This window comes from Paenibacillus canaveralius (assembly GCF_047238265.1).
In the GTDB taxonomy this organism is placed as follows: Bacteria; Bacillota; Bacilli; order Paenibacillales; family NBRC-103111; genus Paenibacillus_F.
In genome coordinates this window covers 4,198,006-4,223,328 of record NZ_JBDFMM010000001.1, presented here as the reverse complement: position 1 = coordinate 4,223,328, position 25,323 = coordinate 4,198,006, and the positions used below count along the sequence as shown (strand labels likewise).

The following is a 25,323-nucleotide window of genomic DNA, read 5'->3' as shown; positions in this document are numbered from 1 at the left end:
TCCTTTCTTTACTCCTCTAAAGGAGGTTGTATTATAATAGTGTAAAGGTTTTGTTGATCTGTATTATATATATAAAACAGCTGTACTATCCCGAATTGATAAAGGGGCGCTAATGTACCAAGTTACCTGTTGATATTCCATACGAAACAGGTTTATAATAATTAGTATAACAGAAAGTCTTTTTCCTGGCATGAAAATCATAGATGAGGTGACAATCACATGAGCAAGCCGCAGTATGAAGTAAGTTCCGAGCAAGTACAGCCCTTGACCATTATCGGGCCCGACGGAACCGTGATAAACGAAGAGAAAATGCCGAAACTTAGTGACGACCAATTAAAAGAACTTATGCGCCGTATGGTGTTCACCCGCGTTTGGGACGAACGCGCGATCAATCTGGGACGTCAAGGCCGCCTCGGCTTCTATGCGCCGGTTTCCGGACAAGAAGCATCCATGATCGGCAGCGAATTCGCCCTGAACAAAGAAGACTTCATTTGCCCGGGCTACCGTGATATGCCGCAAATCGTGTGGCACGGTCTGCCGATGTACCAGGCGTTCCTGTACTCCCGCGGTCATCAGCACGGCGGCCAGGTGCCTGAGGATGTGAACGTCCTGATGCCGCAAATCATCATCGGCGCTCAAATCCTGCACGCTACCGGTATCGGTATGGCGTTCAAGAAGAAAGGCGAGAAGCGCGTTGCCATTACGTACACCGGTGACGGCGGCAGCTCCGAGGGTGATTTCTACGAAGGTCTTAACTTCGGCGGAGCGTTCAAGCTTCCGGTTATTTACATGGTACAGAACAACGGTTACGCGATTACGACTCCGTTCTCCAAGCAGACCGCAGCGCAATCCATCGCCCACAAGGCGCTGGCGGCGGGTATCCGCGGCGTACAGGTTGACGGCATGGACGTTCTTGCGGTTTACGCGGCCGTATCCGAAGCGGCTGAAATCGCCCGCAACGGCGGAGGCCCTACGCTGATCGAATCCCTTACTTACCGTTTCAAACCGCACTCCATGGCGGACGACACGACGAAATACCGTACGAAGGACGAAGAAGGCGAATGGGCGCCTAAGGATCCGATCGTGCGCTTCCGTGCTTATCTGACGCAGAAGGGCCTCTGGAGCGAGGAAGAAGAAGCGAAAGTGAAAGAAGAAGCGAAAGCGACTGTTGCGGAGCAGATCAAAAAAGCCGAGCAAACCGAGAAAATGACGGTAGCCGGGCTTATCGATTCCATGTTCGAAACGACTCCGAAGCACCTCGAAGAGCAAAAAGCGCAGTTCTCCTAAGAGAAACCGCTTGAAGAAACCAAACCAGCAAATGGTCAGCGGCCTCTTTAGACGGCCGCCAACCTTTTTACACCAAATAATCCGGTCTAGGGCCGTGTTCTCTGACAGATAGAAGAACGATATGGGAGGCAGTAGATGTCATGGCACAAATGACGATGATTCAGGCGATTCAAGACGCTATGCGCGTAGAGCTTGCAAGAGATAAGAACGTTGTGTTGTTCGGTGAAGACGTAGGCCACGTGGGCGGCGTATTCCGTGCAACGGAAGGACTCCAGAAAGAATTCGGCGAGGATCGGGTATTCGATACTCCGCTGGCCGAATCCGCTATCGGCGGTCTGGCGGTAGGTATGGCGACTCAGGGCTTCCGTCCGATCGCGGAAATCCAGTTCGTGGGCTTCATTTATGAAGCGCTGGACCAGATGGCCGTACAGGCAGCCCGTATGCGCTACCGTTCCGGCGGCAGCTACCAGGCGCCGATCGTATTCCGTACGCCTTTCGGCGGCGGCGTTAAGGCAGCCGAGCTTCACACGGATTCCCTGGAAGGTTTGATGATCCAGACACCGGGTATTAAAGTAGTAATTCCTTCTAACCCGTACGATGCGAAAGGTCTTATGATCGCGGCAATCCGCGACAACGATCCGGTATTCTTCATGGAACACCTGAACTTGTACCGTTCTTTCCGTCAGGAAGTTCCGGAAGGCGAGTACACGGTAGAGCTGGGCAAAGCGAACGTCGTTCGCGAAGGCTCCGACGCTACGATCATCACTTACGGCGCTATGGTTCACACTTCCCTGAAAGCTGCGGAAGAGATCGAGAAAACCCGCGGCGTGAAAGTGGAAGTCATCGACGTCCGTACGCTGATGCCTCTGGACATCGACACGATTGTCGAATCCATCAAGAAAACCAACCGTGCCATTGTGGTGCAGGAAGCACAGAAAACATCGGGTGCTGCTGCTGAAATTATCGCACAAATCAACGAAAAGGCTATTCTGCATCTGGAGGCGCCGGTTCTCCGCGTGGCCGCTCCGGATACGGTTTATCCGTTTGCTCAAATCGAAGATCAGTGGCTTCCGACACCTGCCCGCATTATCGACGGGCTGAACCAAGTGCTGGATTTCTAATCCTGCCTGCGGCTCCACGAATCTACTACTCAATATAGGAGGTTGTTCTTCTTGGCACGTTTTGAATATAAGTTCCCGGAACTTGGCGAAGGCATTCATGAAGGCGAGATTGTCAAAGTCAATGTTAAAGCGGGCGACAAGGTTGATGACGATACGATTCTGATGGAAGTTCAGAACGACAAAGCTGTCGTGGAAGTTCCTTGCCCGGTTAACGGTCAGATTCAGGAAGTGCTCATCAAGGAAGGCCAAGTTTGCCACGTCGGCGAAGTGGTCATGATCATTGATGCGGAAGGTGAGATTCCGGAATCGGAAACTTCCGCCGCGGCTCCTTCACCGGAAGCGGCTGCACCGGCTCCTTCCAACGCACCTTCGACTGAACTTCCTAAGAAGGAAGACCAAGGCGCACCGACCGCTCCGGCTCCGGAAGAAACGAAGAAATCCGAAGGCGGCAAGCCGTCGGCGGCACCTAAAGACATTCTGGCCACCCCTAGCGTCCGCAAATTTGCGCGCGAGAAGGGCATTAACATCGCGGAAGTTTCCGGCACAGGCAAGAACGGCCGCATTACCCGCGAAGACATCGAAGGCTTTGTATCCGGCGGCGGCGCTCCCGCGGCTGAGTCCGGACAGCCTGCACAGGAGAAAGCGGCTCCTTCCAAAGCGGCCTCCGCACCTGCGGTACAAGGCGATCTGGAAGAAGAGCGCATTCCGTTCAAAGGCATCCGCAAAGTGATCGCCAATGCCATGGTTAAATCCAAGCATACGGCTCCTCACGTAACGCTTATGGACGAAGTCGACGTAACACAACTCGTGGCGCTCCGTACCAAAGCGAAGCCGCTTGCCGAGAAGAAAGGCGTTAAGCTTACTTACCTGCCGTTTATCGTTAAAGCGCTCGTGGCGGCCACCCGCCAGTTCCCGGTCATGAATGCCATGATCGACGAAGAAAAGCAGGAAATCGTCTACAAGAAGTACTATAACGTTGGTATCGCGACGGATACGGATAACGGTCTACTCGTACCTGTCATTCATCATGCGGACCGTCAAAATGTCTGGATGATTGCGGATTCCATTCGTGATCTGGCCACACGCGGCCGCGACGGCAAGCTGACTCCGCACGAAATGAAAGGCAGCACGATTACGATCACCAACATCGGTTCCGCCGGCGGCATGTTCTTCACACCGGTCATCAACTATCCGGAAGTCGCCATTCTGGGCACCGGCCGTATTTCCGAGAAGCCTGTCGTGAAGAACGGCGAAATTGTCATTGCTCCGGTAATGGCTCTGTCTCTCAGCTTCGACCACCGTCTGGTTGACGGCGCAACAGCTCAAAATTTCATGAACTATATCAAGCAGCTGCTTAACGATCCCGAGCTGCTCGTGATGGAGGTATAAAGCGATGGTAGTAGGAGATGCTTCTTTAGATATTGACGTTCTGGTAATTGGTGCGGGTCCCGGCGGCTATGTGGCTGCCATCCGCGCTGCACAGCTTGGCAAAAGCGTTCTGATCGTGGATAAATCCGAATGGGGCGGCGTCTGCCTGAACCGCGGCTGTATCCCTTCCAAGGCTCTGATTTCCGCGGCGCACCAGTACGAGGCGGCCCAGCATTCCGAAGTAATGGGAGTAAGCGTGGAGAACGTTAAGCTGGACTACGCGAAAACCCAAGAGTGGAAAGCTTCCGTTGTGAAAAAGCTGACCAGCGGCGTTGCCGGTCTGCTCAAAGGCAACAAAGTGCAAATGTTCCAGGGCGAAGTCATGTTCATCAACGAAAACGAAGCACGTGTTTTCAATGAGCAGGAAGCTCCGCGCTACCGTTTCAAGCACTGCATCATCGCGACGGGTTCCCGTCCGATCGAGCTGAAGCCGTTCCCGTTCGGCGGGCGTATTCTTTCCTCGACCGAAGCTCTGGAACTGAAAGAAATTCCGAAAAGCATGGTCGTAATCGGCGGCGGATACATCGGTATCGAGCTGGGTCAAACCTTCGCGAAATTCGGTACGAAAGTAACGGTTCTTGAAGGTTCCGATACGGTTCTTCCGGGCTTCGAGAAAGAAATGACGCGCCTGGTTGCCAAAAACCTGGGCAAGCTGAACGTGGAAGTGTTCACGGAAGCTCTCGCTCAAAGCTCCGAGCAAACCGAGAACGACGTAACCGTAACGTTCACGGTTAAAGGCGAAGAGAAGAAAGTAACGGCCGATTACGTACTCGTAACCGTCGGACGCCGTCCGAACACGGACGGTGAGCTTGGCCTCGACCTGATCAACGTGAAACTGACCGACCGCGGTCTGATTGAAGTTGACGAGCAGGGCCGCACAAGCATTCCGCACATCTTCGCTATCGGCGATATCGTTCCGGGCCTGGCTCTGGCGCACAAAGCTTCTTACGAAGGTAAAGTGGCGGCGGAAGCTATTGCCGGACAGCCTAGCGTTGTCGATTACAAGGCTATCCCGGCCGTTGTATTCTCCGATCCGGAGATCGCTTCGGTAGGCCTTAATGAAACCGAAGCCAAAGAGAAAGGCATGAACGTTTCCGTAGGCAAGTTCCCTTATGCCGCTAACGGCCGTGCTCTTTCCCTGAACGCAACCGAAGGTTTCGTCAAAATCGTAGCGAACAAGGATACCGGTCTTGTTGTCGGTTCCCAAATCGTAGGACCGGAAGCATCGAACCTGATTGCCGAAATCGGTCTGGCAATCGAAATGGGCGCTACGCTGGAAGATATCGCGCTTACGATCCATGCTCACCCGACGCTTGGTGAGATCGTAGCCGAAGCCGCCGAAGGCGCGCTTGGTCACCCGATCCACATGCTGGGCAAGTAATTTCCATTCATTCTTCTTAAAATAGACACAATTAGACATGCGGCGGAGATAATTCTCTGACGCATGTCTTTTTTTACAGGAATTTGAACTAGGTCCGCAGTATTAAAGAAATAACAAATCATAGGTACACTGGCTTATATAGTCGAGTTAAACCTCTATGGAGGTGCCTCTGCATCGTAAAGGAACTCATCGTCAATTTTGCTCTCCTGCTTGCTTTTCTTTTCGCTGTCAGTCAGCTATACAAAGATGAACGTTTGGATTTCACCAAGCCATGGACACGCATAAAAACCGGTCTGGCAACCGGTGCATTCGGAATCGTCTTGATGTTTTTCAGTATTCCGATCGCTCCCCACACCATTGTAGATTTCCGCGGGTATGCCGTTCTGCTGGCGCTGCATTTCGGAGGCATCTATTCCGGTTTTATTGCCGCCGTCCTTATTGCCGCGGCGCGCATCGCCTTGTTGGGCGGTCCTAACTTGTCTGCATTCATCGGCGCGGCGAATGTACTTCTTATCGCTCTCGCCGGAGGACTCGTGTTAAGAAGTGCGGACAAGCGTTATTGGCCGCGCTGGACGAAAATGATGGCGGTCCTCCTGGTCACGACCGGAGCCTCTATATTTTCCGCCGTAGGCACGACGAGCCTGCCTATCATGCCGGTTATTCTCGGTACGCTGGCGGTAGGCGGATTTTTTATCGGATATATGGTCAATTATATCGTGAGAGCGCACCAGCTTTTTCTGCTGATGAAAGAAGCGTCTCATGTCGATTTTTTGACGGGGCTGAACAATCACCGCTCCTTTGACAGGCTCTTTAACGAGCTCGTTCAAACGGCGGAGCGGAAACAGGAGGAACTGTCCCTGCTGACGCTGGATATCGATTATTTTAAAAAAATAAACGATACGTACGGTCATCCTGCAGGGGATGCGGTTCTCCAGCAGATCGGAGTTCTGCTTAGAGATTCATCCCGCAGGATGGACGAAGTGTGCCGGACCGGAGGGGAAGAATTTGCCGTCCTGCTTCCGGACTGCGGGCGTAAAGAAGCTCTCCACTATGCGGAGCAGATCCGCTCCAGAGTAGAGCGCAATTCCTTCCTGCTAGCGGACGGCAAAGCGATCCGCCTGACGATCTCGATCGGGGCGGCTACTTTTCCGCAGGTTTCGCCCGATCTTCTGATCGAGGAAGCGGATAAAGCGCTGTACCGCGCGAAGCATAACGGGCGCAATCAGGTTTGCTGAGCAGAGCGGCACTGAAGCGGGAGTACAAAAAGAGCACGGCCCCTGGGGCTGTGCTCTTTTGCCGGTACGGGAGGTTCGTCTGGTCATCCTCACCGCTCCGATAGCTGTTTTAAACTATTTAACCGTCTGATTATATTTGACGATTTTCTCCGTAATTGACTTGGCGGCTTCATCGAGAGCGGCCTGAGGCGTTTTCTTGCCGTTCAGAGCCTCTTCAATGGCGCCCTCGACGATTTGTCTGGCTTCGGGGAATACGCCCATTACAGCGCCCCCGGTGGCCGTATTCGGCTTGCTTTCATGCAGCTGGTCGATGGCCGTTTTGAACTGCGGGTATTTGACGAGGTTATCTTTCACGATTTGTTCGTCATAGGCTTTTTTGGTGATCGGGAAGTAGCCGGTGTTCACATGCCAGTAAGCCTGGGATTGCGGGGAAGTCAGGAATTTGATGAACTCCCAAGCCCCTTTCTGCTCGGCTTCCGATTTATTGTTCGTAATATAAAGGCTGGCGCCCCCTACGATAACTCCGCCGTCTTTGGCGTCCGCCGGTTTGGGCAGGGGAGCCGTGCCTACCTGGAACTTGCCTTCCGCCGTAGAGACGATGCCTTTCAGGGAAGCGGTGGAATCGAGCATCATGGCGATCTGTCCCGCCGCGAAGGCTTTTTTGGTGTCGTCGGTTTTGCGTCCGAGGTTAAGCGCGGTTTTATTGTCGACCATGGATTTCCACCACGTTAAAGCTTTGAGGCCGGCTTCTTTATTTACCAGGGATTCCGTCGCGGGAGCCGTGCGTCCGTTGCCGTTATTGACATATTCCGCTCCCTGCTTGGCGAAGAACTGCTCCATAAACCAGCCGTATATAGCGAACGACGCGCCCGCTTTGCCGTCCTTGGACAGAGCCTGCGCCGCTTTGGTGACTTCATCGAACGTGACGGGGGGCTTCTCGGGATCAAGACCGGCAGCTTTGAACATATCTTTGTTGTAATAAAGAATCGGATTGGACGTATTGAACGGCATGGAATTCAGCTTGCCGCCGATGGTGTAGTACTGGGTAATGTTTTCCTCAAGCTGGGAGAGATCGTATTTATCGGCGTCTATGAACGTTTGTACGGGGGTAATGGCTTTCGAATCGATCATGTAACGGCTGCCGATTTCATAAACTTGAATGAGCGACGGTCCGCTTTTGGAATCCATGGACGCTTTCATTTTGTTCAGGCTTTCGTCGTAAGTTCCCTGAAAAATGCCTTCAACCTGAACGTTCTTCTGGGAAGCGTTAAAGTCGGAGATCAGCTTGTCCGTCACTTTCCCGAGCTCGCCGCTCATGGAGTGCCAGAAGGTAATTTTCACCGGTGACGCGGTGTTTTCTTTAGAGGCGGCCGAACCTGTTGCTTCTTTGCCGGAAGTTTGTGCAGTGTCGCTTGCGCCGCCGCAGGCCTGCATAAGCAGAGCGGAAGCCAGTAGCATAGCCGTTACGGAAGTGCGGCGGGACGGTTTGTACGTAAACATGTGTTTGTCTCTCCTTTTTATCAATCAAAATGGTGGATAAACGTCAGCCTTTGACGGCTCCTACCGTGAGGCCGCGGACGAGCTGCTTAAGCCCGAGCACAAGCAGAAGCAGAGAGGGAAGCAGAACGAGCGCCACTCCGGCAAGCACCAGGTTCCAAGAGGTAAACTCCTCAAACTGGAGCATGGAGATGCCGATTTGCACGGTGCGTTTCGCGGGATCGTTCGTGACGAGCAGCGGCCAGAGATAGCTGTTCCAGGCGCTGAGGAAACTGTATACGCCCAAGGTTGCCAGACCGGGCTTTGACAGCGGAAACGCGATGGAGAAAAAACAGCGGATATGCCCGCAGCCGTCGATTTTGGCGGCCTCAAACAGCTCGCCCGGCAGCTGCATGAAAAACTGCCGCAGCATAAACGTTCCGAAACCCGTCGTAAGGAAGGGGACGACAAGCGCCGCATAAGTGTCGGTCCATCCCCAGCTGCGGATCGTCAAGTAATTGGGAATCATCGTCACTTCCCAGGGAATCATCATAGTGCTCAGAAACAGCAGGAACACGAACTTTTTTCCCGGAAAACGGACGAAAGCGAAAGCGTATGCGGCCAGGCTTGCCGTAAACAGCTGCCCCGCCATAATTAGCAGAGAGACGGTAAAGCTGTTGGTCAGAAAGGCTCCGATCGGCACAAGCTCCATTACCTTCGTGAGATTGCCCAGGTACAGGCTTTCGGGAAGGAGCGGCGGCGGAAACCGGCCGGCTTCACCCGCCGTCATGAATGTGGACGCATAGGTAAAGAAAAGCGGGTAGAGAACGAGTGCGGCAGCCGCGGTCAGAAAGATGTAGACGGCGGTTTTTTGCAGGGAACGGATCATGAGTAGTGCACTTTCCTTTCCAGAACGCCGAACTGCACGAAAGTGAAGAACAGGACGATCACGAATAAAAGGACGGCCTGCGCGCTGCCGGAGCCGAAGCGGAAGTTGACAAACGCTTCCTGGTAAAGGGAATAGACCATGACATTAGTCGTATCCATGGGACCGCCCTTGGTCAGAATCTGGATCTGGCCGAAAGACTGAAAAGCCCCGATCAGGGATACCACTCCGACAAAAAACAAAGTGGGCGAAACGAGCGGCAGGACGATTTTGAAGAATGTCCGCATAGGACCCGCACCGTCGATTTTGGCGCTGTCGTACATATCTTCGGGGACGCTCTGCAGACCGCTGAGCAGAACGATGTAAGCGAAGCCCAGATTCATCCATATCGTCATCAGAGAGACGGAGACGAGCGCCCAGCTCGGGTCGGAAAGCCAGGCGACGGGTGCCTGTCCAAGCAGGCCGAGCCAGTAGTTGAGCATTCCGGCGGTCGGATGGAAGAGAAGCGCCCAGATTACGGAAGCGGTGCCGACCGATAGGGCCATCGGCAGGGAGAAAATGAACTGATAGACTCTCTTGCCCTTCAGCCCTCTGTGTGACAGCGCGGCAAGGAGCAGAGCCGCGGCGATCGTCGTCGGGATGGTAAGCAGAGCGAACTGGGCCGTAACGCCCAGGCTATGATAAAATTTCTCCGAGGTAAGCAGTTCCCGGTAATTATCGAAGCCGACATATTCGGCGATTTTTCCCCGGAGATTCGTGCTGTGTACGCTTAAATACAAGGACTGGAAGAACGGGTAAAACAAAAAAATCCCGAACCCCGCCAGTGACGGCAGCAGGAACAAATAGCCGATCCCCGCTTCGCGGACACGGTTCCACCAGGAGGCGGTCCGGATGCCTCTCGCGTTTGCGACCCGGATTGGTAACGATTCATCGACGGTATTCATCGATTTTTATCCCCCTTTCGTTCAGGGTTAAGTGTACGTACGGACTATTTTGCTCAGATCAATTGGGCTTGAAGGTTTTGTAAAACCGGCCGGAAAGCGCTAAACCTGTCGAATCAAGGGGAGGATTAGGAAAGGAGCAGGGGGGTAAATACCCAGAGTTTCAGTTGGATTACTTCCTAAGAAAATGTAAAACGAATCCTTAATTTCTATAAATAGGATCAAGGACTAAGGGCCCACTATTTTACCCCTCAAGTGAGAGGATTTTATCCCTGTATTGTTGAAATGAGGACCTGCCGTAAGAAGCGCAACGTCCCTATAATCAAACTTGTAAGACACAAATTCAAACGTTTTGGGGAGGTCTACAAATGAAAAAGAAACTGGCGACAATCATGGCCGTAGCCGTGGGACTGACAACCGTTCTTTCCGCTTGCGGCAAAGATGAAGGTGGCGCTAGCAGCACAACATCTCCTAGTGGAAGCGCAGCACCGAAAGAATTTACCGTTTCTTTCCGTCATACGCAAATCAAAGACACAGCCAAGAAAAGAAAGGCTATGTTCGAGGATGCTCTTAAAGAAGTTGAAGCTAACATTCCCGGCCTGAAATTCGAATCCGAAGGCGTGGACGAAATTGTTAACCGCGATACAAAGCTGAAAGCCGAGATGGCCGCCGGTAACCCTCCTAAAATTTTCGAACTTTTCGGTGGTACCGATACAAAGAACTATGCGAAAACAAACAACCTGCTTGACCTGACGCCGATCCTTGACGAACTTGGCCTGAAAGACAAATTCGTTGACCTTTCCGAGTTCACGTATGACGGCAAAGTTTACGGTCTTCCGATCGCCGGTTACCTGGAAGGCATGTTCTACAACAAGAAGATCTTCAAAGATAACGGTGTAGAAGTTCCGAAAACGTACGAAGAGTTCCTGAAAGCTTGCGAAACGTTTAAAGCCAAAGGCATCACTCCGATGGCACTTGGCGGCAACGAAGCTTGGGTACTGAACATGCTTCCTAACACCCTGTACGTACGCGTAGGCGGCCAATCCGTCGTAGACGGCCTCCAGTCCGGTCAAAGCAAATGGACGGACGAAGCTTACGTCAAAGGTCACACCATGTTTAAAGACCTGATTGACAAAGGCTACTTCAACAAAGATGCTCTTGCTCTGAAATATGCTCAAACGCAAGACCGTTTCGCTAACGGCGAAACCGCTATGATCTTCGACGGAGGCTGGGCGAACCAGAAGTACTCCAACCCGGATCAATCCAAAATGGCTGCTGACCTCGGCTTCTTCAACTTCCCGACTGTAGAAGGCGGCAAAGGTAACGATCTGATCAACGGTTCGTACTCCAACGGCTTCGGTTTCTCCGCTAAGCTGAACGAAAACGAGAAAAAAGCGGTAAAAGAATTCATCAAAGTCTTCTTCACCGAAAAATATCAACTTCGTCAGCTGAAAGAAGAAGGATTCTTCCCTTCCATGAAGCTTAGCTCCACTGGCGACAAGCCGATCATTGCCGAAATGCTGAAAGCATCCGAAGGCAAGAAAACATTCCCGGCTTTCGACTCCCTGATCCAGCCTAAAGTTAAGCTTGATCTTGAATCCGGAATCCAAGCTTTCGTAGGCGGTAAGAAATCCGTTCAGGACCTGCTGGCTGATGTTCAAAAGTCCCAAGAAACAGAAAACAAAAAGACTGCAAAGTAAGATTAGTAACGTAATCTAAAATAAGCAGATAAAAAAATAACGGGTATCACACCACGTGGTACCCGTTCTTATTCGCATAGTGTGAAGGATGGAGGCTGCTATGAACAAGGTTTATCGAAATCCTCTAGCATACCTGGTGTTCATTATTCCAACCCTGTTTTTCTACTTGACATTTTATATGTTCCCGCTTCTTACAACATTCAGATACGGGTTTACTAGCTGGGATGGTCTGACTGCACCTGTTTTCAACGGATTGGATAATTTTAAAGAAGCTTTTAATGATGAGTTTTTCTGGATCTCAGTCAAAAATAACCTTTACTTTATTTTGTTTTCCGTCTTTATTCAAGTTCCGGTTATCGTCATTTTTTCGGTTTTGATCTCGGAAGTCAGAAAATTACGCGGTTTTTATAAAACGACCGTTTTCTTGCCGAGTATTTTGTCGACTGCCGTCGTAGGGGTACTTTGGACTGTTGTCGTATTTGACCCGACAGTAGGTTTGCTGAACAAGCTGCTCGAAACGATCGGGTTGGATAAATTTATCCATCTGTGGCTGGCTGACGAAAGCACAGCTATGCTTTCCATTCTTCTGACGAATGCCTGGCAGTGGACCGGATTTTATATCGTTCTCGTCCTGGCTGCAATCTTCGGAATTTCCAAAGAAGTCTACGAGGCTGCCGAAATCGATGGAGCCACCGGGTTTCAACGAGCGCTTCTCATTACGGTTCCTTTGATCCGTCCGATCCTCGCCGTTATCGTCCTGCTGTCTATCACGGGTGCGATGAAAGCGATGGATATCGTCATGGTTATGACCAAAGGCGGGCCGTACGGAAGCACGGAAGTTATGGCCTCTTACATGTATAAAGTGGGTATGACGACAGGAAATTACGGTTACGCGAATACAATCGCGATCCTGATCTTCGTCTTCACCTTAATTATTACGCTGTTCAGCAACCTGCTTACAAAAAAATTAGAGGATGTGGAGAACTGATATGTCCAAATTGAAAAATGGATTTCTCCATGCCTTTCTTTTACTATACGTTTTTGTAACCTTGTATCCTTTGTTCTGGGGTTTTCAAAACTCGTTCAAAAGGCATGTTGATATCGTCGCGAATCCCTTCGCTTTAATCAAAAACTTCACGCTGGATAACTATGTGAACGCATGGACCAGCGCCAACATCGGCCGGTATTTTGTCAACAGCTTATATATTTCCGTACTGGCCAGTGTCGTGACGATTGTGCTCGCAAGCATGACGGCTTACGCGCTGACGCGGATGTACTTCCCGAAAATGAACAAATTCGTTACCGGGGTATTTCTTCTGGCTATCATGATACCGGCGGGTTCCCTGCTTATACCGCTGTACCGTTTCATTTTGAACGTTACAAACGTCCTGCACATTCCGCTTTACGATACACACCTTGCGTTGATCCTGCCTTACATCGCATTCGGTTTGTCACTCTCCATTATCATTATCATGGCTTTCATCAAATCTCTTCCGAGAGAGCTTGAAGAAGCGGGAGTTATGGACGGACTTACGATTTACGGATTGTTCTGGAAAATCGTTCTGCCGCTCATGACGCCTGCCATCGTGACCGTGTTTATCATCAACTTCCTGGGTCACTGGAACGAGTACGTTCTCGCTAACGTGATGCTGTCCAAAGAGGCGCTGAGAACGCTGCCTGTAGCGATGGCGGCGATGAATAACGGTATGGCGATGAACTACGGAGCTCTACTGGCGGCTACTATGTTTAGTATCGTGCCGGTTGTTGTGATCTATGCTATACTACAAGAAAAGATTATCGAAGGCTTGGCTGCCGGAAGCGTCAAGGGTTAAGTTGAAAGGACATGGGAGTAATGATGAATTTACGAAAAAAAGTATTTCTGGCTTTCATGGGATTCATCATTATTCCCTTATTATCTATTTCGATTTTTACCTATATGATTTTCCAGGATATCACCCAAGAGAAATACATGGAGCAGTCCGAGCTGACCATTAAGTCGATCGGCCGTAACATTGCAAGCCTTTTTAAAGAAGCCAACTATTATTCGGATTATTGGATGCTGGGGGACAATTTACAGTCCCAGCTCGTTGAATTGAACGAGAACCCGCCGTCCGATGAACAACTGAATAACGTAACGAATAGCTTAAGAAAAATATTTCTTACCTATGAGCCGCTTGGGACTTTTTCCGTATATAATTTATATGGGGAAAACTATTCAAGCGGTGTTATTCCATATACGCCGATTCCTTTTAAAACGTTAAGAGATCATCCGATTTATGAGGAAGTTAAGAATTTGAACGGATTTCCCCGATGGATCGGGCCTTATGAAAATCCGGAGTTGACCGGAGATAACAATTTGTTCAGCCAGGTTCGCACAGTCAATTATTATGAAACACCCGGTTCGGGTAGAATCGGAACTATGTTCCTTCAGTTTGACTTCAAAGAAATGGATAAAATTTTCAACTTTTATAATCAAAAGAACAGCCACTTTCTGTTAGTAAATCAGCAAGGGGTTATTTTGTACGACAACCGTAAGCTTACAAATGGCTCCAATTTAAATAAATTTTTATCTCAAAAAGTGGATTTGACGGAAAGTTACGCCACTTCCAGAGTCAAATTTGACGGTATAGAGAGTCTCGTGACGGTATATGATATAGGGCTGGAAAAATACGGAACCCCCAAATGGGCGCTCGTCTCCGTGACCCCGTGGGATTATATCTCCGGCGAAATGTCCGTTATTCTGAAATGGGTCGGAACAATCATGTTCCTGTTCCTTATTTCCGCCCTCCTCTTCAACCTGCTGTTTGTCAACCGGTATATCCGGGCGATTATCCGGATCGTCAGCTCCATGAAACAAGTGGAACGGGGAGATTTGGACGTGCGGGTCAAAGTACAGGGGAATGATGAAATGACCGTTCTTGCCAGAGGCTTCAACAGCCTTGTGTCCCGTATTCATGACCTCGTGGAAGAGGTCAAGCAGGAGCAGGAGCACAAAAACAAAGCGGAGCTTTCTCTGCTGCAGGCACAAATTAAGCCGCATTTCCTGTTTAATACGCTGGAGTCGATCAATGCGCTGGCCGTGCAAAATCAAGGCAAAAAAGTGAGCCAGCTCGTTTACAGGCTGGGCACGATATTAAGAATTTCGTTCCATCACAAAGAAGAAATCGCTCTGGGCCTGGAAATCGACTATTTGAAAAATTACATGGAAATTCAGAAATACCGGTTTGAAGAACTTTTCGATTTTGAGATTGAACTCCCCCGAGAGCTGGAGAATCACTCCATTCTTAAACTGACGCTGCAGCCGCTTGTTGAAAACAGTATTCAGCACGGATTCGAAGGAATTACGTACCAGGGGATTATTACCATTCGTGTCGAAGACGGCGGGGATCACATCGTTTTGTGGGTTGAAGATAACGGCATCGGCATCCCTGAAGACGTTCTTGCCAGGTTCCAATACCGGAAAAAGAATTCTAACCTCGATACGAATGAGCCAAGGGTAGGATTAGGTGTACTTAATGTGGCCGACCGTCTGCGCATTCATTACGGAAACAGCTACGGGCTCTATATTTGCAGCGAGCCGAACAAAGGTACACGGATCAAATGTATAATTCCCAAAACGACAGCAAGGTGATGATGATGAATTTAAAAGCTTTATTGGTGGATGATGAGATCAATATTTTGCGCAATCTGCAAACCGTCATACCGTGGGAGAAGCACGACATTGAAGTCGTTGCGCTCGCATCGAACGGAGTCAAAGCTCTGGAAATGGTCCAGGAGCACCAGCCGGATCTTATCTTAAGCGATATCCGCATGCCATTGATGGACGGCATCGCGCTGCTGGAGCAGGTTAACAAGCTGGAAAGGGATATCCAGGTTATTCTGCTGACGGGGTTTCAGGAATTTGAATATGCGCGGTCGGCATTAAAATACGGGGCCAAGGATTATATCCTCAAGCCCATCAATTACGAAGAGCTGGAAGCGGTTGTGGAACGTGTCGCCTTTGATATCCGGGAGAAGCGCAAGGCGGAGCTTGACGAGCAGAAAAGATGGAGCCGGGTCAGGCACTTGGCGTACGAGAAGTTTTTGTTCGATATTCTGCTGGATTATACGAACGTGACGACCCGGCATTTTTTCGAGGATGAAAACAGTCTGGAAGAGACCGAGTTTACCCTTCTGCTCATCGACCTGGACAATTATTCCCAGCTTTCGCGTTCATGGAACGAGAAAGAACGCAAGCTCAAAAATTTCGCGGTGCGGAATGTGCTGCAGGATGCGCTGGAGCCGTATGAGCTCCTGTACTCGGTTTTACAGACCCGCGAAGGGGAATGGTGCGTGCTTATCCGCCATCAAAGGGAGACGCCCTTCAATCTGGGCACGGCGAAAGGATGGAGCGAAGCGCTCCAGCTGGCGGTGAAGCAGCACGTTAAACTGACGGTCAGCCTGGGGATTTATCCCGAGCACATGTCCGTTCTCCAGCTTGCAGACGCTTACAAGAAACTTCAGCGCGCGCTTCAGTTGTCTCCCAACATCGAGCAGATTCTGCTTCTGGAGGAAGTGCATCCCAGCCGGAACGAATGGAACAACTCCATGTGGGAACTGGTGGAAGAAATCGTATCCAGCCTGAAACGGCGGGATAAAGCGCAAATGGAACAAACCTTTGAAAAACTCAATCAGAGCCTGCGGGTTATTTCCGAGCAATCCTATGTGCGTGTGGAACAAATTTTGCATTTTCTGATCCTTCACCTCATCCGGGAGATGCGGGAGATTAACATCATGTCCGATGAGGAAGAAAGAGGCCTCTGGTCCAATCTGGAGCGCAGCGTAGGTGTCAAGGATCTGCTTGCGACGATCCATCAGCTTATTCAAGACTGCATGAATGCGGGGATGAACCGGAAGCCGAGCAGAGCTGCTTATGGTGAATGCCAAAGAATACATTGCCAAGAATTTGTCCAACGATTTCGGCGTGGAGGAAATTGCCGATCATCTCGGGATCAGCTGCAGCTACTTCAGTCTGCTGTTTAAGCAGCATTTCGGGGAGACCTTCCTGGAAAATTTGACCCGCCAGCGGATCGAACTGGCCAAGTCTCTTCTTCGCATGAGCGATAAGAGCATTACCCAGATCGGCAAGCAGGTGGGATATGCGGAACGCCGGTATTTTACCCGGGTGTTCTATAAATTTACCGGCATGACGCCTTCCGAATACCGCGAACAGATTACAAACGCTTAAATTACCGATAGGGGATGAGTAGAATGAAACAACGGTCAGAAATGAACCTCCGGCAAAAAATCGGACAAATGATGATGTGCGGCTTTTCCACATCGAATGAATTTGATTCGGCGATGAAGCCTAACAAGAAAATTATCGACCTGATTCAGAAGCACGAAATCGGCGGCGTTATCCTGTTCCGCCGCAATCTGGACAATCCGAAGCAGGTGAGCGAGCTCAATCACGAGCTGCAAGTGTTGGCCAAGGATTCGGCGGGAGGCCCCCTTCTGATCAGCATCGACCAGGAAGGCGGAATGGTGGCCCGTATCCACGAGGGCATCGCCTGCATGCCGGGCAGCATGGCAATCGGGGCGACGAGAGACGCCCAGGCGGCCTATGAAACAGCGCGGATCAGCGGGGTGGAGCTTCGTGCGATGGGGATCAACCTGAACTTCGCGCCATGCCTCGACATCAACAACAACCCGATGAATCCGGTTATCGGTGTCCGTTCTTTCGGCGAAACCGCGGAAATCGTCGGCGAGCTGGGGGCAGCGGCCGTGAAGGGCTATCAGGCGGCCGGCGTGGCTCCGACCATCAAGCATTTCCCGGGACACGGAGACACTCACTCGGACTCCCATCATGCTCTGCCGACGATTCCCCACAGCCTGGAACGGCTGCGGGAGCTGGAATTCGCTCCGTTCGTGAAAGCGATTCAGGAAGGAGCCGACGTGCTGATGTCGGCGCACGTTATTTTCCCGGCGCTGGAGCCCGATGGACTTCCTTCCACTTTGTCCAAGCGTGTTCTGACCGATTTACTGCGCGGTGAGCTCGGTTACAATGGCGTCATCGTGACAGATTGTCTGGAGATGAAAGCGATCGCCGATCATTACGGAACGGCTGAAGGAGCGGTAATGGCAGTAGAAGCGGGCACCGATTTGCTGCTGGTCAGCCATACTTACGATACCCAGGTTCAAACGATTGAACGTCTCGTGGAAGCGGTGGAATCCGGCCGCATCAGCGAAGAACGGATCAACGAGTCGGTGGACCGCATTCTCGCCTTGAAACAAGGGCTGAATATTACGGTGGGCGCTGCGGCCGGCGATATCTCTTCCGTGGGATCCCCTGAGCATATCGAGCTTGTGCGCGAAACCTACAAGAAGAGCGTAACGCTTGTTAAAGACGAGGGTCAGCTTCCGCTTGCGAAAGACAAGAGAACGTTCGTCATCTGGACCGAAGTCCGGGAGTGGACCCAAATCGACGAAGTGGTGGAACAGAAGGAAACACTCGGAGCCTTCCTAGCGGAAACCGTTCATGAGGTAACGGAAGAAAGAATCCACACGAATCCTTCCGAAGAGGAAGTGGCGCGTGTTCTCAAGGCCAGTCAAGGATACGACCAGGTCATCGTGGTCACGTATAATGCAAGCTTTTCGCCCAACCAGGTACGCATCGTAAAAGAACTGGCTGCCAGAGACAGCAAGCTCGTCGTCGTGGCCGGCCGCAATCCGTTTGACTATAAAGAGTTCCCGGAAGTAAAAACATTCCTGGCGAGCTACGAAAACCGTCCTCATGCCATGAACGCGGTTGCCGGGGTATTGACCGGGCAGTTCGAGGCGGGCGGCAAACTGCCTGTTACGGTAGCGCCTGAATACCCTTATGGCTGGTCAGCTTCTTCGCGGAGCTAGCCGCTTATAATCGAAAAGCCCCGTAAGCGAACTTCCGTTTGCTTACAGGGCTTTTTTAGCTTCATCTTTAAAATGTATTTTTTTTCGGATTTCCAGTTGGGCCAAGGTAATTTCCTCCTGTATAGCAGCTTCTCTATAAACGTATGAAATGTGAATCTTGGCGCATATAGTGATAATGGTCTTCACTTAGCCGAAGACCCGGCGCTCGTCATTTTTGGTTATTAAGGAGGAGAGGTATGGGATCGAACAGGTTGGCCGGAATACGTAAATTCATTACCAATGAAAAAGAAAGGACATTATCGAACATCCGGAATGGAACAATCGGTAAAGAACAGGCAACCGGAAGCCTCAATACCTTGTATCAGCTGGCTGCGGATATTCACGATATTCACTACATGAAGGACATAAGCAGTACCATCGCGCTGCTTCGCTCCGCTTCCGACAATTGGCACAGACAGGGAGCCTTACTCAGTCAAACGATAGACTCTGCGGCGTATCGGCCCGGTATTAAATAAACGAGGCCGGCAAGCCGCCGATTAATATAAATTGCGGCGTCTAATCTCGGAGGCAAGTTGTTGAAGAAATTCGGCACCCAACTTCATTTGTAGGGCTTGTACGAAACAGTCAAGCAGCTGATAATCACTAAGCAGCTCTACAGCTGATTTTTTTAACATGACATTCATCCTTTATGAATAAAATGGTAAACGTGGGTACAATCCTATAATAAAAGATTCAAATCGTTTCGTCAGCGCAAATTGATTACGCAATTGCGCGTTTATCATTACACTTTCATGCACATTATTCTTCCAAAAAACAATAAAAATGACCTGTTCCTTTCCATCTGATAGAGGCTTTCGTCCTACTGTTAAAAGAAGGGGTGTCCCGAAACAGGGTAGAAGGTCCGAGATTTCAGTCAGAAAGCAAGTAAAATCGGCATTTCCGTAGGTTCCGGCTCCTTTCGCAAGGAGCCTTTTTTTGCGTTCGCGTGGAATTGTTCCGGAGACACGATTGTTTAAATCGTGTATAATTTCCTCAAAGATTTCTATTTTTTAGCAGGTGCAGGAGGATGAAGAATGACTTTTTTTCAACGGATGCTGGCCAGTATCGGTTTCGGTTCCGCTCAAGTGGACACACGCCTCAGCAAGAATGCCTATTACCCGGGCGAAGAGGTTGAAGGTGTCGTTCATATCCGCGGAGGCCAAGTTGAGCAGCATATTGAGGAGATCTATATTTCTCTGGTCACCGAATACAAACGCGAAGTCAATAACGGGCACGTAAAGGAAACGAGAGAAATTGCGAAATATCTCGTTTCGGACCCGTTTACGCTCGGACCCAACGAAGAGATGGAGGTTCCGTTCCGGTTCAGGCTGGCCGAGCATACGCCGCTTACGCTCGGGCATACTCCGGTCTGGTTCTCGACGGGGCTGGATATCGCCAGCGCAGTCGACCCGAGCGATTCCGACCGGATCGAGGTCGTTCCTTCCCCGGACATGCAAGTGGTGTTCGATGCCGCGGACCAGCTCGGCTTCCGGCTCCGGGAGGCGGAAGTGAAGCAGTCGCCGAGATTCGGCGGCCGGGTCGGCCTGCTGCAGGAATTCGAATTTGTCCCGGCGGGCCGTTTCCGCGGCGAACTGGATGAGCTGGAGATCAGTTTCCTGCCGGCAGCGGAAGGGCTGGAGCTGCTGCTGCAGATCGACCGCAAAGCAAGAGGTTTGGCGGGCTTTCTCGCCGAGGCGGTGGACGCGGACGAAACGCTCCTCCGGCTCCGTATTCATCCGGCCGATCTCGGCAGAGGTTCTTCCTACATGGCCGGCGTGCTGGCCGAGCTGATCCAGGATCATTTGTAAACTTAACCTTTTACGAAGGAGGAGAACCCATGCCTGCCGGAAACAAAGCGAAGATGACACTATTTCTGAGCCTTATTTTCCCGTTGTATGCGGGAGCCGGCCTGTGGGCCGCGGATGTGCTGGCAGGCACCCGGGCAACATCGCCGGAAGGGAGTCTGCTGGGGGGCTTTTTCCTTCTGCTCGGAATTCTCACGGCATTTCCGTTTTATTTTATTTCGTTCTTTCCGCTCGGCAAACTGCTTGGATACATGGGCTCCACACGGCCGGTCAAAGCGCTGGCCTATGCGGCTGCGGGAGGGCTGGGCGGCTACTTGCTTTTAGCCCGGCAATACGGAGGATTCCAGGAAGGACAACAAGGCTTGGGTCCGGCAGCCGGAGTCCTTGTGTTTGCCGCTCTCGGTCTTTTGCTCGCTTGGACGGAAAATTATCTGGAAAAGAAATCCGCGGCTGCGTAAGATCATACGGCCAAATAGCAAGGCAGCGAAGGATAATAGAATCAGGACTGCCGCGCATGAGGCGCAGCGGTCTTTTTTGTCGTCCGGAAGGGGCGCGGAACGTTTGATTTTAAAGGGTTGGAGTGATATGATCGTTACAAACTTTTAAGCCTAAGATTCGGGGGAGGGGTTATCGGGTTATGAAAGCTTTGATCGTGATTGACTATACGTACGATTTTGTCGAAGGCAAGCTTCCGGTCGGAGATCCCGCCATTGCCATTGAGGAAAGAATTACGGCGCTTACGGAGGAATTTCTGGAACAGGGCGGATTTGTCGTTATGGCGGTTGATTTTCATCGTTTGAACGAGCCTTTTCATCCGGAAACGAAGCTGTTTCCGCCTCACAATATTGAGGGCACGAGCGGACGCGAGCTGTACGGCCGTTTAAATGCCTTGTACCGGGAAAAGGAAGGCCAGATCTTATGGCTGGACAAAACGCGGTACAGCGCGTTCTGCGGCACGGATCTGGAGCTGCAGACTGCGTGCGCGGGGGATCGGTGAAGTTCATCTGGCCGGCGTCTGCACGGACATCTGCGTTCTGCATACGGCCGTGGATGCCTACAACAAGGCATTCGAGCTGATTATCCACGAGGATGCCGTGGCAAGCTTTAACCCGGACGGGCACACGTTTGCCCTGAATCATTTCCGTACTTCGCTGGGCGCTCAAGTCGTGAGAGGCAGCGAACCGGTCTAACAGCAGGATTAACCATTACATCGTCAAGGAACAGGTGAGAGAAATTCATGAGCAGCATACCGAATTTAACCTTACATACGGATAAATATCAGATCAACATGATGTACGCCCACTGGAAAAACGGTACCCACCGCCAGAAAGCGGTGTTCGAAGCGTTCTTCCGGAAGCTTCCGTTCGGGAACGGGTACGCGGTTTTTGCGGGCCTGCAGCGCCTCATCGATTACGTGCATAACCTGAAATTCGACGAGCCGGCTCTGCGTTATTTGAGCGAGCAGGAAGAGAATTACGACGAAGGATTTCTGGAAGAATTAAAAGCGTTCCGTTTCGGGGGTTCGATCTACTCGATGGAGGAAGGAACGCTCGTTTTCGCGAACGAGCCGCTCGTGCGGGTAGAAGGCACGATTTTTGAAACCCAGCTGATCGAAACCGCGCTGCTTAATTTTATCAATTACCAGACGCTGATCGCGACCAAAGCTTCCCGCATCAAAAATGTGTCTCCGGAAGACACTTTCCTGGAATTCGGCACACGTCGGGCCCAAGAGGCGGACGCCGCGGTATGGGGAGCGCGGGCCTCGTATATCGCCGGCTTCGATGCCACTTCGAACGTGCTGGCGGGCATGATGTTCGGCATTCCTTCCAAGGGTACCCATGCCCATTCCTGGGTGCAGGGCCACGCTTCGGAGCAGGAAGCGTTCGATAAATTCGCCGAGGCGCTGCCGAATCAGGTAACGCTGCTTGTGGACACGTATCACACGCTGAAAAGCGGCGTGCCGCATGCGATCCGCACCGCGAAGAAGATGGAAGAGCAGGGAAAACGGATGCAGGCGATCCGTCTTGACAGCGGTGACCTGGCTTACCTGTCCATCCAGGCCCGCAAAATGCTCGACGAAGCGGGGCTGGAGTATGTGAAAATCGTGGCGTCGAACGACCTCGACGAGAACACGATTCTGAACCTGAAGGCGCAGGGAGCCCGGATCGACACGTGGGGAGTGGGCACTCAATTGATCACCGCGGCCGACCAGCCTTCACTCGGCGGGGTGTACAAGCTTGTGGCGATCGAGGAAAACGGCGTTATGGTGCCGAAGATCAAAATTTCCGGCAATCCCGAGAAAGTTTCGACACCCGGCTGGAAAGATGTTTACCGGATTATCGGCTCCGATACGGGCAAAGCAATCGCCGACTATATCGTGCTGCATGACGAGACGGACGTCCAGGAAGGCAGAAAGATCAAGCTTTTCGATCCCGTTCATCCGTATATTTATAAATATGTGGACGATTATCAGGCGGTTCAGCTGCTGAAACCTGTGTTCGAAGACGGCAGGCAGGTATACGAGGTGCCTTCTCTGGAAGAGATGAGAGCTCATCACCGGAAACAGCTCAATCAGTTCTGGCCGGAATATCTCCGCAAGCTGAATCCCGAGAAATATGCCGTCGATCTCAGCACCATGACGTGGGAAATGAAAATGAAAATGATTGAAAACTTCAATTTCAGCTGATTTGTCAAAAGCCCCGTACCGGGGGACGAGTGTTTTGTCCGCCGGGTACGGGGCTGCTTTTTGCATAAGGGCAGGATTGAAAAAGAGTGAAGCGGGCCTGCCGTCCGGTCAGACTGTTTCGTGCCTCTCCGGAATGCGCTTGTGCACGACAAGGCCGATGACGACCATAACGAGAAGGGAACCGAGTGCGATCCGGCTGGCCAACGTCCCCTGATCCTGGAGGAGGAAGGTAATCGTCCCGTACAGGACCGGTCCCACAATCGAGGACACTTTGCCGGAGAAGGCGAAAAGGCCGAAAAACTGGCCGCGTTTGTCCGGAGGCGACAGCTCGACGATCAAGGTTCGCGAGGTTACCCACATGGAGCCCATGGAAATCCCGTAGATGACCCCGGCCGCCCAGAACATCGGCTCGTTGACGGCTGTCGTTCCCAGGCCGATGGCGACGATCAGGAGCAGGGCGACATAGACGACCGCGCGCTTGGCCCCGTATTTACGCGTCAGGTAGCCGAAGACGAAGGAACCGAAGATGCTCGATACGGTCGCCACGAGATACAGGATGAGAAACCTGGCGGTCGTAAAGCCGACTACGGTTTTGGCGTACACGGCCATCACGGAGATGGCGGTCTGCAGCGCGTCGTTGAAGAAAAAGTAGGCCACCATGAACAGGAAAATAGGCCGGTATTTCTTCATTTCTTTGAAGGTGGCCGCGATTTCCTTGTAGCCGCTTAAAAATCCGGACTGCCTGCCGGAACGGGGAGCCGGGGCCGCTTCTTTGTAGAAGAGCATAAGCGGCAGCGCAAACAGCAGGTAAAGCAGCGCACTGGGCAGAAAGGTCTGCTCGTACTGCTGTCCGCTGGCCAGCGGATATACGGAAAGCCCGATCAGGGTTCCGATATAACCGAGCGCGACGCCGAACCCCGAAATGAGAGGGATTTCCCTGGAATTTCCGAGATCGGAAATCATCGCGTCATAGAACACGACCGACGAACTGAAAAAAAACTTGGCGATGACGAAAAAGAACAGAACGCCCGCCACGGCAAGGGGAAGCCCCATAAACGAGGCGCTGCCCTGCCAGTTGGCCGATAATGCCATGAGCAGCGTAAAACCGATCGCGAGCAGCGTGAACGGGACCATAAGTCCTTTCTTGTGGCCGGTACGGTCCATCCACACGCCATAAAGCGGGCTGAGCAGAACGATGAGCAGTCCCGAGAGGGCGTTGGTGTACGTAATAAACGTGCTGGCCACCTGATCCATCCGTGCATCCCCGCCGATCACCTGAGTCAAGTAGAACGGGAAGAACAACGTGACGATATTGGAGGAGAAAATCGTGTTTGCCACATCGTTTAATCCCCAGGATAGAACGGGCCTTGACAGAAAAAGCTTGCGTCCTTTCGCGGGGAGTGGCGCCGGTGTGACCGGGTTTGTTTGAGGCATGAGGCACCTTCCTTTTTTTACGGGTTAAAAAATGTTAAGCCTTTACTTTAATCGAATTTATTTCATGTACACACTTATTCGCCCGGCTTTACCGGAATTCCTTTCCTTTTACCTAATATTTGCAATCGCTTTCTGGAAGGTGTCTGAAATAAGGTACAATAAGGAGAAAGCTTTCACAATTCCCGGGGATTGCAAACGGCCGGGGGTATTTTATTCCAGTTCAGGGAGGGCTCACAATGGGCGATCTGCCATCGATTGAAAATCCTGCGGAACATCTCCGTCGTCTGATAGAGGACAGCGAGCGCATCGTATTTTTCGGCGGCGCGGGTACTTCTACGGAAAGCGGCATCCCGGATTTCCGTTCCTCAAGCGGCTTGTACAACAGCGGGGCGGAGTACGATTATCCGCCGGAAGTTATGCTGAGCCGCAGCTTTTTTATCCGCGAGCCGGAGAAGTTCTACGCCTTCTACAGGGGAGAGATGCTTCACCCCGCGGCCAGGCCGAACCCGGCCCATCTGGCGCTTGCGGAACTGGAGCGCAGCGGCAAGCTTACCGCCGTCATTACGCAAAATATCGACGGGCTCCATCAGCTTGCCGGAAGCAGGCACGTTCTGGAACTGCACGGCTCCGTGCTCCGGAACAAATGCCTCGCCTGCGGCGAGAGCTACGGCCTGGATGCGGTCATGGAAAGCATCGAGACGGTTCCCCGCTGCACGGCGTGCGGGGGCATCATCAAGCCTGACGTCGTCCTCTATGAGGAAGGGCTGGATGCGGATGTTCTGGGCGAAGCGGCCGACCGAATCGCCGCGGCCGATTTGCTCATCGTCGGCGGCACTTCGCTGACGGTTCAGCCCGCCGCAGGCATGGTAGGCCGCTTCCGGGGAGGCCGTCTGGCCCTGATCAACCTGGACCCGACTCCATACGATTCGTACGCTTCCTGCATTATCCGGGAGCCGATCGGAAAAGTGCTTGCTCCTTTTGCCGGTAAAGGGTTATGAAGGCTTTTTCGCGGGGAG

At 51.7% G+C, this 25,323-nt stretch carries 22 protein-coding genes and 1 pseudogene; 18 read left to right on the top strand and 5 right to left on the bottom strand.

Going from position 1 to position 25,323, the window contains the following annotated elements; translation table 11 throughout:
- The first annotated feature begins 219 nt into the window (after nt 1–219).
- The 5 genes from pdhA to ABC395_RS19000 all read left to right on the top strand — a co-directional run bounded on the left by pdhA (nt 220) and on the right by ABC395_RS19000 (nt 6,452).
- Nucleotides 220–1,287 (top strand): pyruvate dehydrogenase (acetyl-transferring) E1 component subunit alpha, encoded by a 1,068-nt coding sequence (gene pdhA / locus ABC395_RS19020; protein WP_413005491.1) that lies wholly within the window; start codon nt 220–222, stop codon nt 1,285–1,287.
- Nucleotides 1,288–1,427: 140 nt separating this feature from the next.
- Nucleotides 1,428–2,408, top strand: a complete 981-nt coding sequence (locus ABC395_RS19015) for an alpha-ketoacid dehydrogenase subunit beta (protein WP_009673352.1) — start codon at nt 1,428–1,430, stop codon at nt 2,406–2,408.
- Nucleotides 2,409–2,459: 51 nt separating this feature from the next.
- Nucleotides 2,460–3,797 (top strand): dihydrolipoamide acetyltransferase family protein, encoded by a 1,338-nt coding sequence (locus ABC395_RS19010; protein ID WP_413005488.1) that lies wholly within the window; start codon nt 2,460–2,462, stop codon nt 3,795–3,797.
- A gap of 4 nt (nt 3,798–3,801) precedes the next feature.
- The gene (gene lpdA, locus ABC395_RS19005) at nt 3,802–5,217 is read left to right on the top strand and encodes a dihydrolipoyl dehydrogenase (RefSeq protein ID WP_103993394.1); all 1,416 of its coding nucleotides are present in this window, start codon (nt 3,802–3,804) and stop codon (nt 5,215–5,217) included.
- 254 nt (nt 5,218–5,471) lie between these two features.
- Complete coding sequence (locus ABC395_RS19000; RefSeq protein ID WP_413005486.1) at nt 5,472–6,452, top strand: diguanylate cyclase; 981 nt, start codon at nt 5,472–5,474, stop codon at nt 6,450–6,452.
- A 114-nt stretch (nt 6,453–6,566) separates the two neighbouring features.
- Here ABC395_RS19000 and ABC395_RS18995 read toward each other — a convergent pair whose 3' ends face one another.
- From ABC395_RS18995 to ABC395_RS18985, 3 genes are read right to left on the bottom strand one after another with little or no spacing between them, the layout of a single operon-like run.
- Nucleotides 6,567–7,952 carry an ABC transporter substrate-binding protein gene (locus tag ABC395_RS18995; RefSeq protein WP_413005484.1) on the bottom strand — a complete coding sequence of 462 codons (1,386 nt, stop codon included), beginning with the start codon at nt 7,950–7,952 and terminating at the stop codon, nt 6,567–6,569.
- Between the two features lie 43 nt (nt 7,953–7,995).
- Nucleotides 7,996–8,817 carry a carbohydrate ABC transporter permease gene (locus ABC395_RS18990; protein ID WP_413005482.1) on the bottom strand — a complete coding sequence of 274 codons (822 nt, stop codon included), beginning with the start codon at nt 8,815–8,817 and terminating at the stop codon, nt 7,996–7,998.
- Nucleotides 8,814–9,758, bottom strand: coding sequence for a carbohydrate ABC transporter permease (locus tag ABC395_RS18985; protein ID WP_413005480.1), 945 nt, complete (start codon nt 9,756–9,758; stop codon nt 8,814–8,816). The genes ABC395_RS18990 and ABC395_RS18985 overlap by 4 nt, the downstream gene beginning before the upstream one ends.
- A gap of 365 nt (nt 9,759–10,123) precedes the next feature.
- Here ABC395_RS18985 and ABC395_RS18980 point away from each other — a divergent pair, with 365 nt between their 5' ends.
- The 8 genes from ABC395_RS18980 (at nt 10,124) to ABC395_RS18945 (ending at nt 18,858) form a co-directional block, all read left to right on the top strand.
- Complete coding sequence (locus ABC395_RS18980; RefSeq protein WP_413005478.1) at nt 10,124–11,455, top strand: ABC transporter substrate-binding protein; 1,332 nt, start codon at nt 10,124–10,126, stop codon at nt 11,453–11,455.
- Between the two features lie 100 nt (nt 11,456–11,555).
- The gene (locus ABC395_RS18975; RefSeq protein ID WP_413005476.1) at nt 11,556–12,443 is read left to right on the top strand and encodes a carbohydrate ABC transporter permease; all 888 of its coding nucleotides are present in this window, start codon (nt 11,556–11,558) and stop codon (nt 12,441–12,443) included.
- A gap of 1 nt (nt 12,444) precedes the next feature.
- Nucleotides 12,445–13,287, top strand: a complete 843-nt coding sequence (locus tag ABC395_RS18970) for a carbohydrate ABC transporter permease (protein ID WP_009673303.1) — start codon at nt 12,445–12,447, stop codon at nt 13,285–13,287.
- 20 nt (nt 13,288–13,307) lie between these two features.
- Complete coding sequence (locus ABC395_RS18965; protein ID WP_413005474.1) at nt 13,308–15,086, top strand: cache domain-containing sensor histidine kinase; 1,779 nt, start codon at nt 13,308–13,310, stop codon at nt 15,084–15,086.
- The gene (locus ABC395_RS18960; protein WP_413005472.1) at nt 15,056–16,477 is read left to right on the top strand and encodes a response regulator; all 1,422 of its coding nucleotides are present in this window, start codon (nt 15,056–15,058) and stop codon (nt 16,475–16,477) included. Before ABC395_RS18965 ends, ABC395_RS18960 begins: the two co-directional genes overlap by 31 nt.
- A complete protein-coding gene (locus ABC395_RS18955; protein ID WP_413005470.1) occupies nt 16,368–16,682 on the top strand; it encodes a helix-turn-helix transcriptional regulator in 315 nt (104 codons plus the stop codon). Before ABC395_RS18960 ends, ABC395_RS18955 begins: the two co-directional genes overlap by 110 nt.
- 23 nt (nt 16,683–16,705) lie before the next feature.
- Nucleotides 16,706–18,343, top strand: a complete 1,638-nt coding sequence (gene nagZ, locus ABC395_RS18950) for a beta-N-acetylhexosaminidase (protein WP_413005468.1) — start codon at nt 16,706–16,708, stop codon at nt 18,341–18,343.
- Between the two features lie 236 nt (nt 18,344–18,579).
- Entirely contained in the window at nt 18,580–18,858 is a 279-nt protein-coding gene (locus ABC395_RS18945; RefSeq protein ID WP_413005467.1) for a hypothetical protein, read from the top strand.
- Between the two features lie 21 nt (nt 18,859–18,879).
- Here ABC395_RS18945 and sda read toward each other — a convergent pair whose 3' ends face one another.
- Entirely contained in the window at nt 18,880–19,017 is a 138-nt protein-coding gene (sda, locus tag ABC395_RS18940) for a sporulation histidine kinase inhibitor Sda (protein WP_009673311.1), read from the bottom strand.
- Between the two features lie 399 nt (nt 19,018–19,416).
- On the opposite strand from sda, the gene ABC395_RS18935 reads away from it, so the two are divergent.
- The 4 genes and pseudogenes from ABC395_RS18935 (at nt 19,417) to ABC395_RS18920 (ending at nt 22,873) form a co-directional block, all read left to right on the top strand.
- Nucleotides 19,417–20,190, top strand: a complete 774-nt coding sequence (locus ABC395_RS18935) for a sporulation protein (protein ID WP_413005465.1) — start codon at nt 19,417–19,419, stop codon at nt 20,188–20,190.
- A 29-nt stretch (nt 20,191–20,219) separates the two neighbouring features.
- A complete protein-coding gene (locus tag ABC395_RS18930; protein WP_413005463.1) occupies nt 20,220–20,645 on the top strand; it encodes a hypothetical protein in 426 nt (141 codons plus the stop codon).
- A gap of 179 nt (nt 20,646–20,824) precedes the next feature.
- Nucleotides 20,825–21,377, top strand: a pseudogene (locus ABC395_RS18925) (cysteine hydrolase family protein).
- A 47-nt stretch (nt 21,378–21,424) separates the two neighbouring features.
- Nucleotides 21,425–22,873 carry a nicotinate phosphoribosyltransferase gene (locus ABC395_RS18920; RefSeq protein WP_413005461.1) on the top strand — a complete coding sequence of 483 codons (1,449 nt, stop codon included), beginning with the start codon at nt 21,425–21,427 and terminating at the stop codon, nt 22,871–22,873.
- Nucleotides 22,874–22,981: 108 nt separating this feature from the next.
- On the opposite strand, the gene ABC395_RS18915 is transcribed toward ABC395_RS18920, so the two are convergent.
- A complete protein-coding gene (locus ABC395_RS18915; RefSeq protein WP_413005459.1) occupies nt 22,982–24,307 on the bottom strand; it encodes an MFS transporter in 1,326 nt (441 codons plus the stop codon).
- A gap of 236 nt (nt 24,308–24,543) precedes the next feature.
- Here ABC395_RS18915 and ABC395_RS18910 point away from each other — a divergent pair, with 236 nt between their 5' ends.
- On the top strand, nt 24,544–25,305 hold the full coding sequence (locus tag ABC395_RS18910; protein WP_413005457.1) for an NAD-dependent protein deacylase: 762 nt from the start codon (nt 24,544–24,546) through the stop codon (nt 25,303–25,305).
- The last annotated feature ends 18 nt before the right edge of the window (nt 25,306–25,323 follow it).

Bases quoted from the DNA above. Each gene is read 5' to 3' on its own strand.
- ABC395_RS18935 (WP_413005465.1), top strand. From the start codon at position 19,417: ATGACTTTTTTTCAACGGATGCTGGCCAGTATCGGTTTCGGTTCCGCT.
- lpdA (WP_103993394.1), top strand. From the start codon at position 3,802: ATGGTAGTAGGAGATGCTTCTTTAGATATTGACGTTCTGGTAATTGGT.
- pdhA (WP_413005491.1), top strand. From the start codon at position 220: ATGAGCAAGCCGCAGTATGAAGTAAGTTCCGAGCAAGTACAGCCCTTG.
- ABC395_RS19015 (WP_009673352.1), top strand. From the start codon at position 1,428: ATGGCACAAATGACGATGATTCAGGCGATTCAAGACGCTATGCGCGTA.
- ABC395_RS18960 (WP_413005472.1), top strand. From the start codon at position 15,056: ATGTATAATTCCCAAAACGACAGCAAGGTGATGATGATGAATTTAAAA.
- ABC395_RS18910 (WP_413005457.1), top strand. From the start codon at position 24,544: ATGGGCGATCTGCCATCGATTGAAAATCCTGCGGAACATCTCCGTCGT.
- nagZ (WP_413005468.1), top strand. From the start codon at position 16,706: ATGAAACAACGGTCAGAAATGAACCTCCGGCAAAAAATCGGACAAATG.
- ABC395_RS18915 (WP_413005459.1), bottom strand. From the start codon at position 24,307: ATGCCTCAAACAAACCCGGTCACACCGGCGCCACTCCCCGCGAAAGGA.
- ABC395_RS18930 (WP_413005463.1), top strand. From the start codon at position 20,220: ATGCCTGCCGGAAACAAAGCGAAGATGACACTATTTCTGAGCCTTATT.
- ABC395_RS18920 (WP_413005461.1), top strand. From the start codon at position 21,425: ATGAGCAGCATACCGAATTTAACCTTACATACGGATAAATATCAGATC.
- ABC395_RS18980 (WP_413005478.1), top strand. From the start codon at position 10,124: ATGAAAAAGAAACTGGCGACAATCATGGCCGTAGCCGTGGGACTGACA.
- ABC395_RS18970 (WP_009673303.1), top strand. From the start codon at position 12,445: ATGTCCAAATTGAAAAATGGATTTCTCCATGCCTTTCTTTTACTATAC.
- sda (WP_009673311.1), bottom strand. From the start codon at position 19,017: ATGTTAAAAAAATCAGCTGTAGAGCTGCTTAGTGATTATCAGCTGCTT.
- ABC395_RS18945 (WP_413005467.1), top strand. From the start codon at position 18,580: ATGGGATCGAACAGGTTGGCCGGAATACGTAAATTCATTACCAATGAA.
- ABC395_RS18975 (WP_413005476.1), top strand. From the start codon at position 11,556: ATGAACAAGGTTTATCGAAATCCTCTAGCATACCTGGTGTTCATTATT.
- ABC395_RS18985 (WP_413005480.1), bottom strand. From the start codon at position 9,758: ATGAATACCGTCGATGAATCGTTACCAATCCGGGTCGCAAACGCGAGA.
- ABC395_RS18965 (WP_413005474.1), top strand. From the start codon at position 13,308: ATGATGAATTTACGAAAAAAAGTATTTCTGGCTTTCATGGGATTCATC.
- ABC395_RS18990 (WP_413005482.1), bottom strand. From the start codon at position 8,817: ATGATCCGTTCCCTGCAAAAAACCGCCGTCTACATCTTTCTGACCGCG.
- ABC395_RS18995 (WP_413005484.1), bottom strand. From the start codon at position 7,952: ATGTTTACGTACAAACCGTCCCGCCGCACTTCCGTAACGGCTATGCTA.
- ABC395_RS18955 (WP_413005470.1), top strand. From the start codon at position 16,368: ATGGTGAATGCCAAAGAATACATTGCCAAGAATTTGTCCAACGATTTC.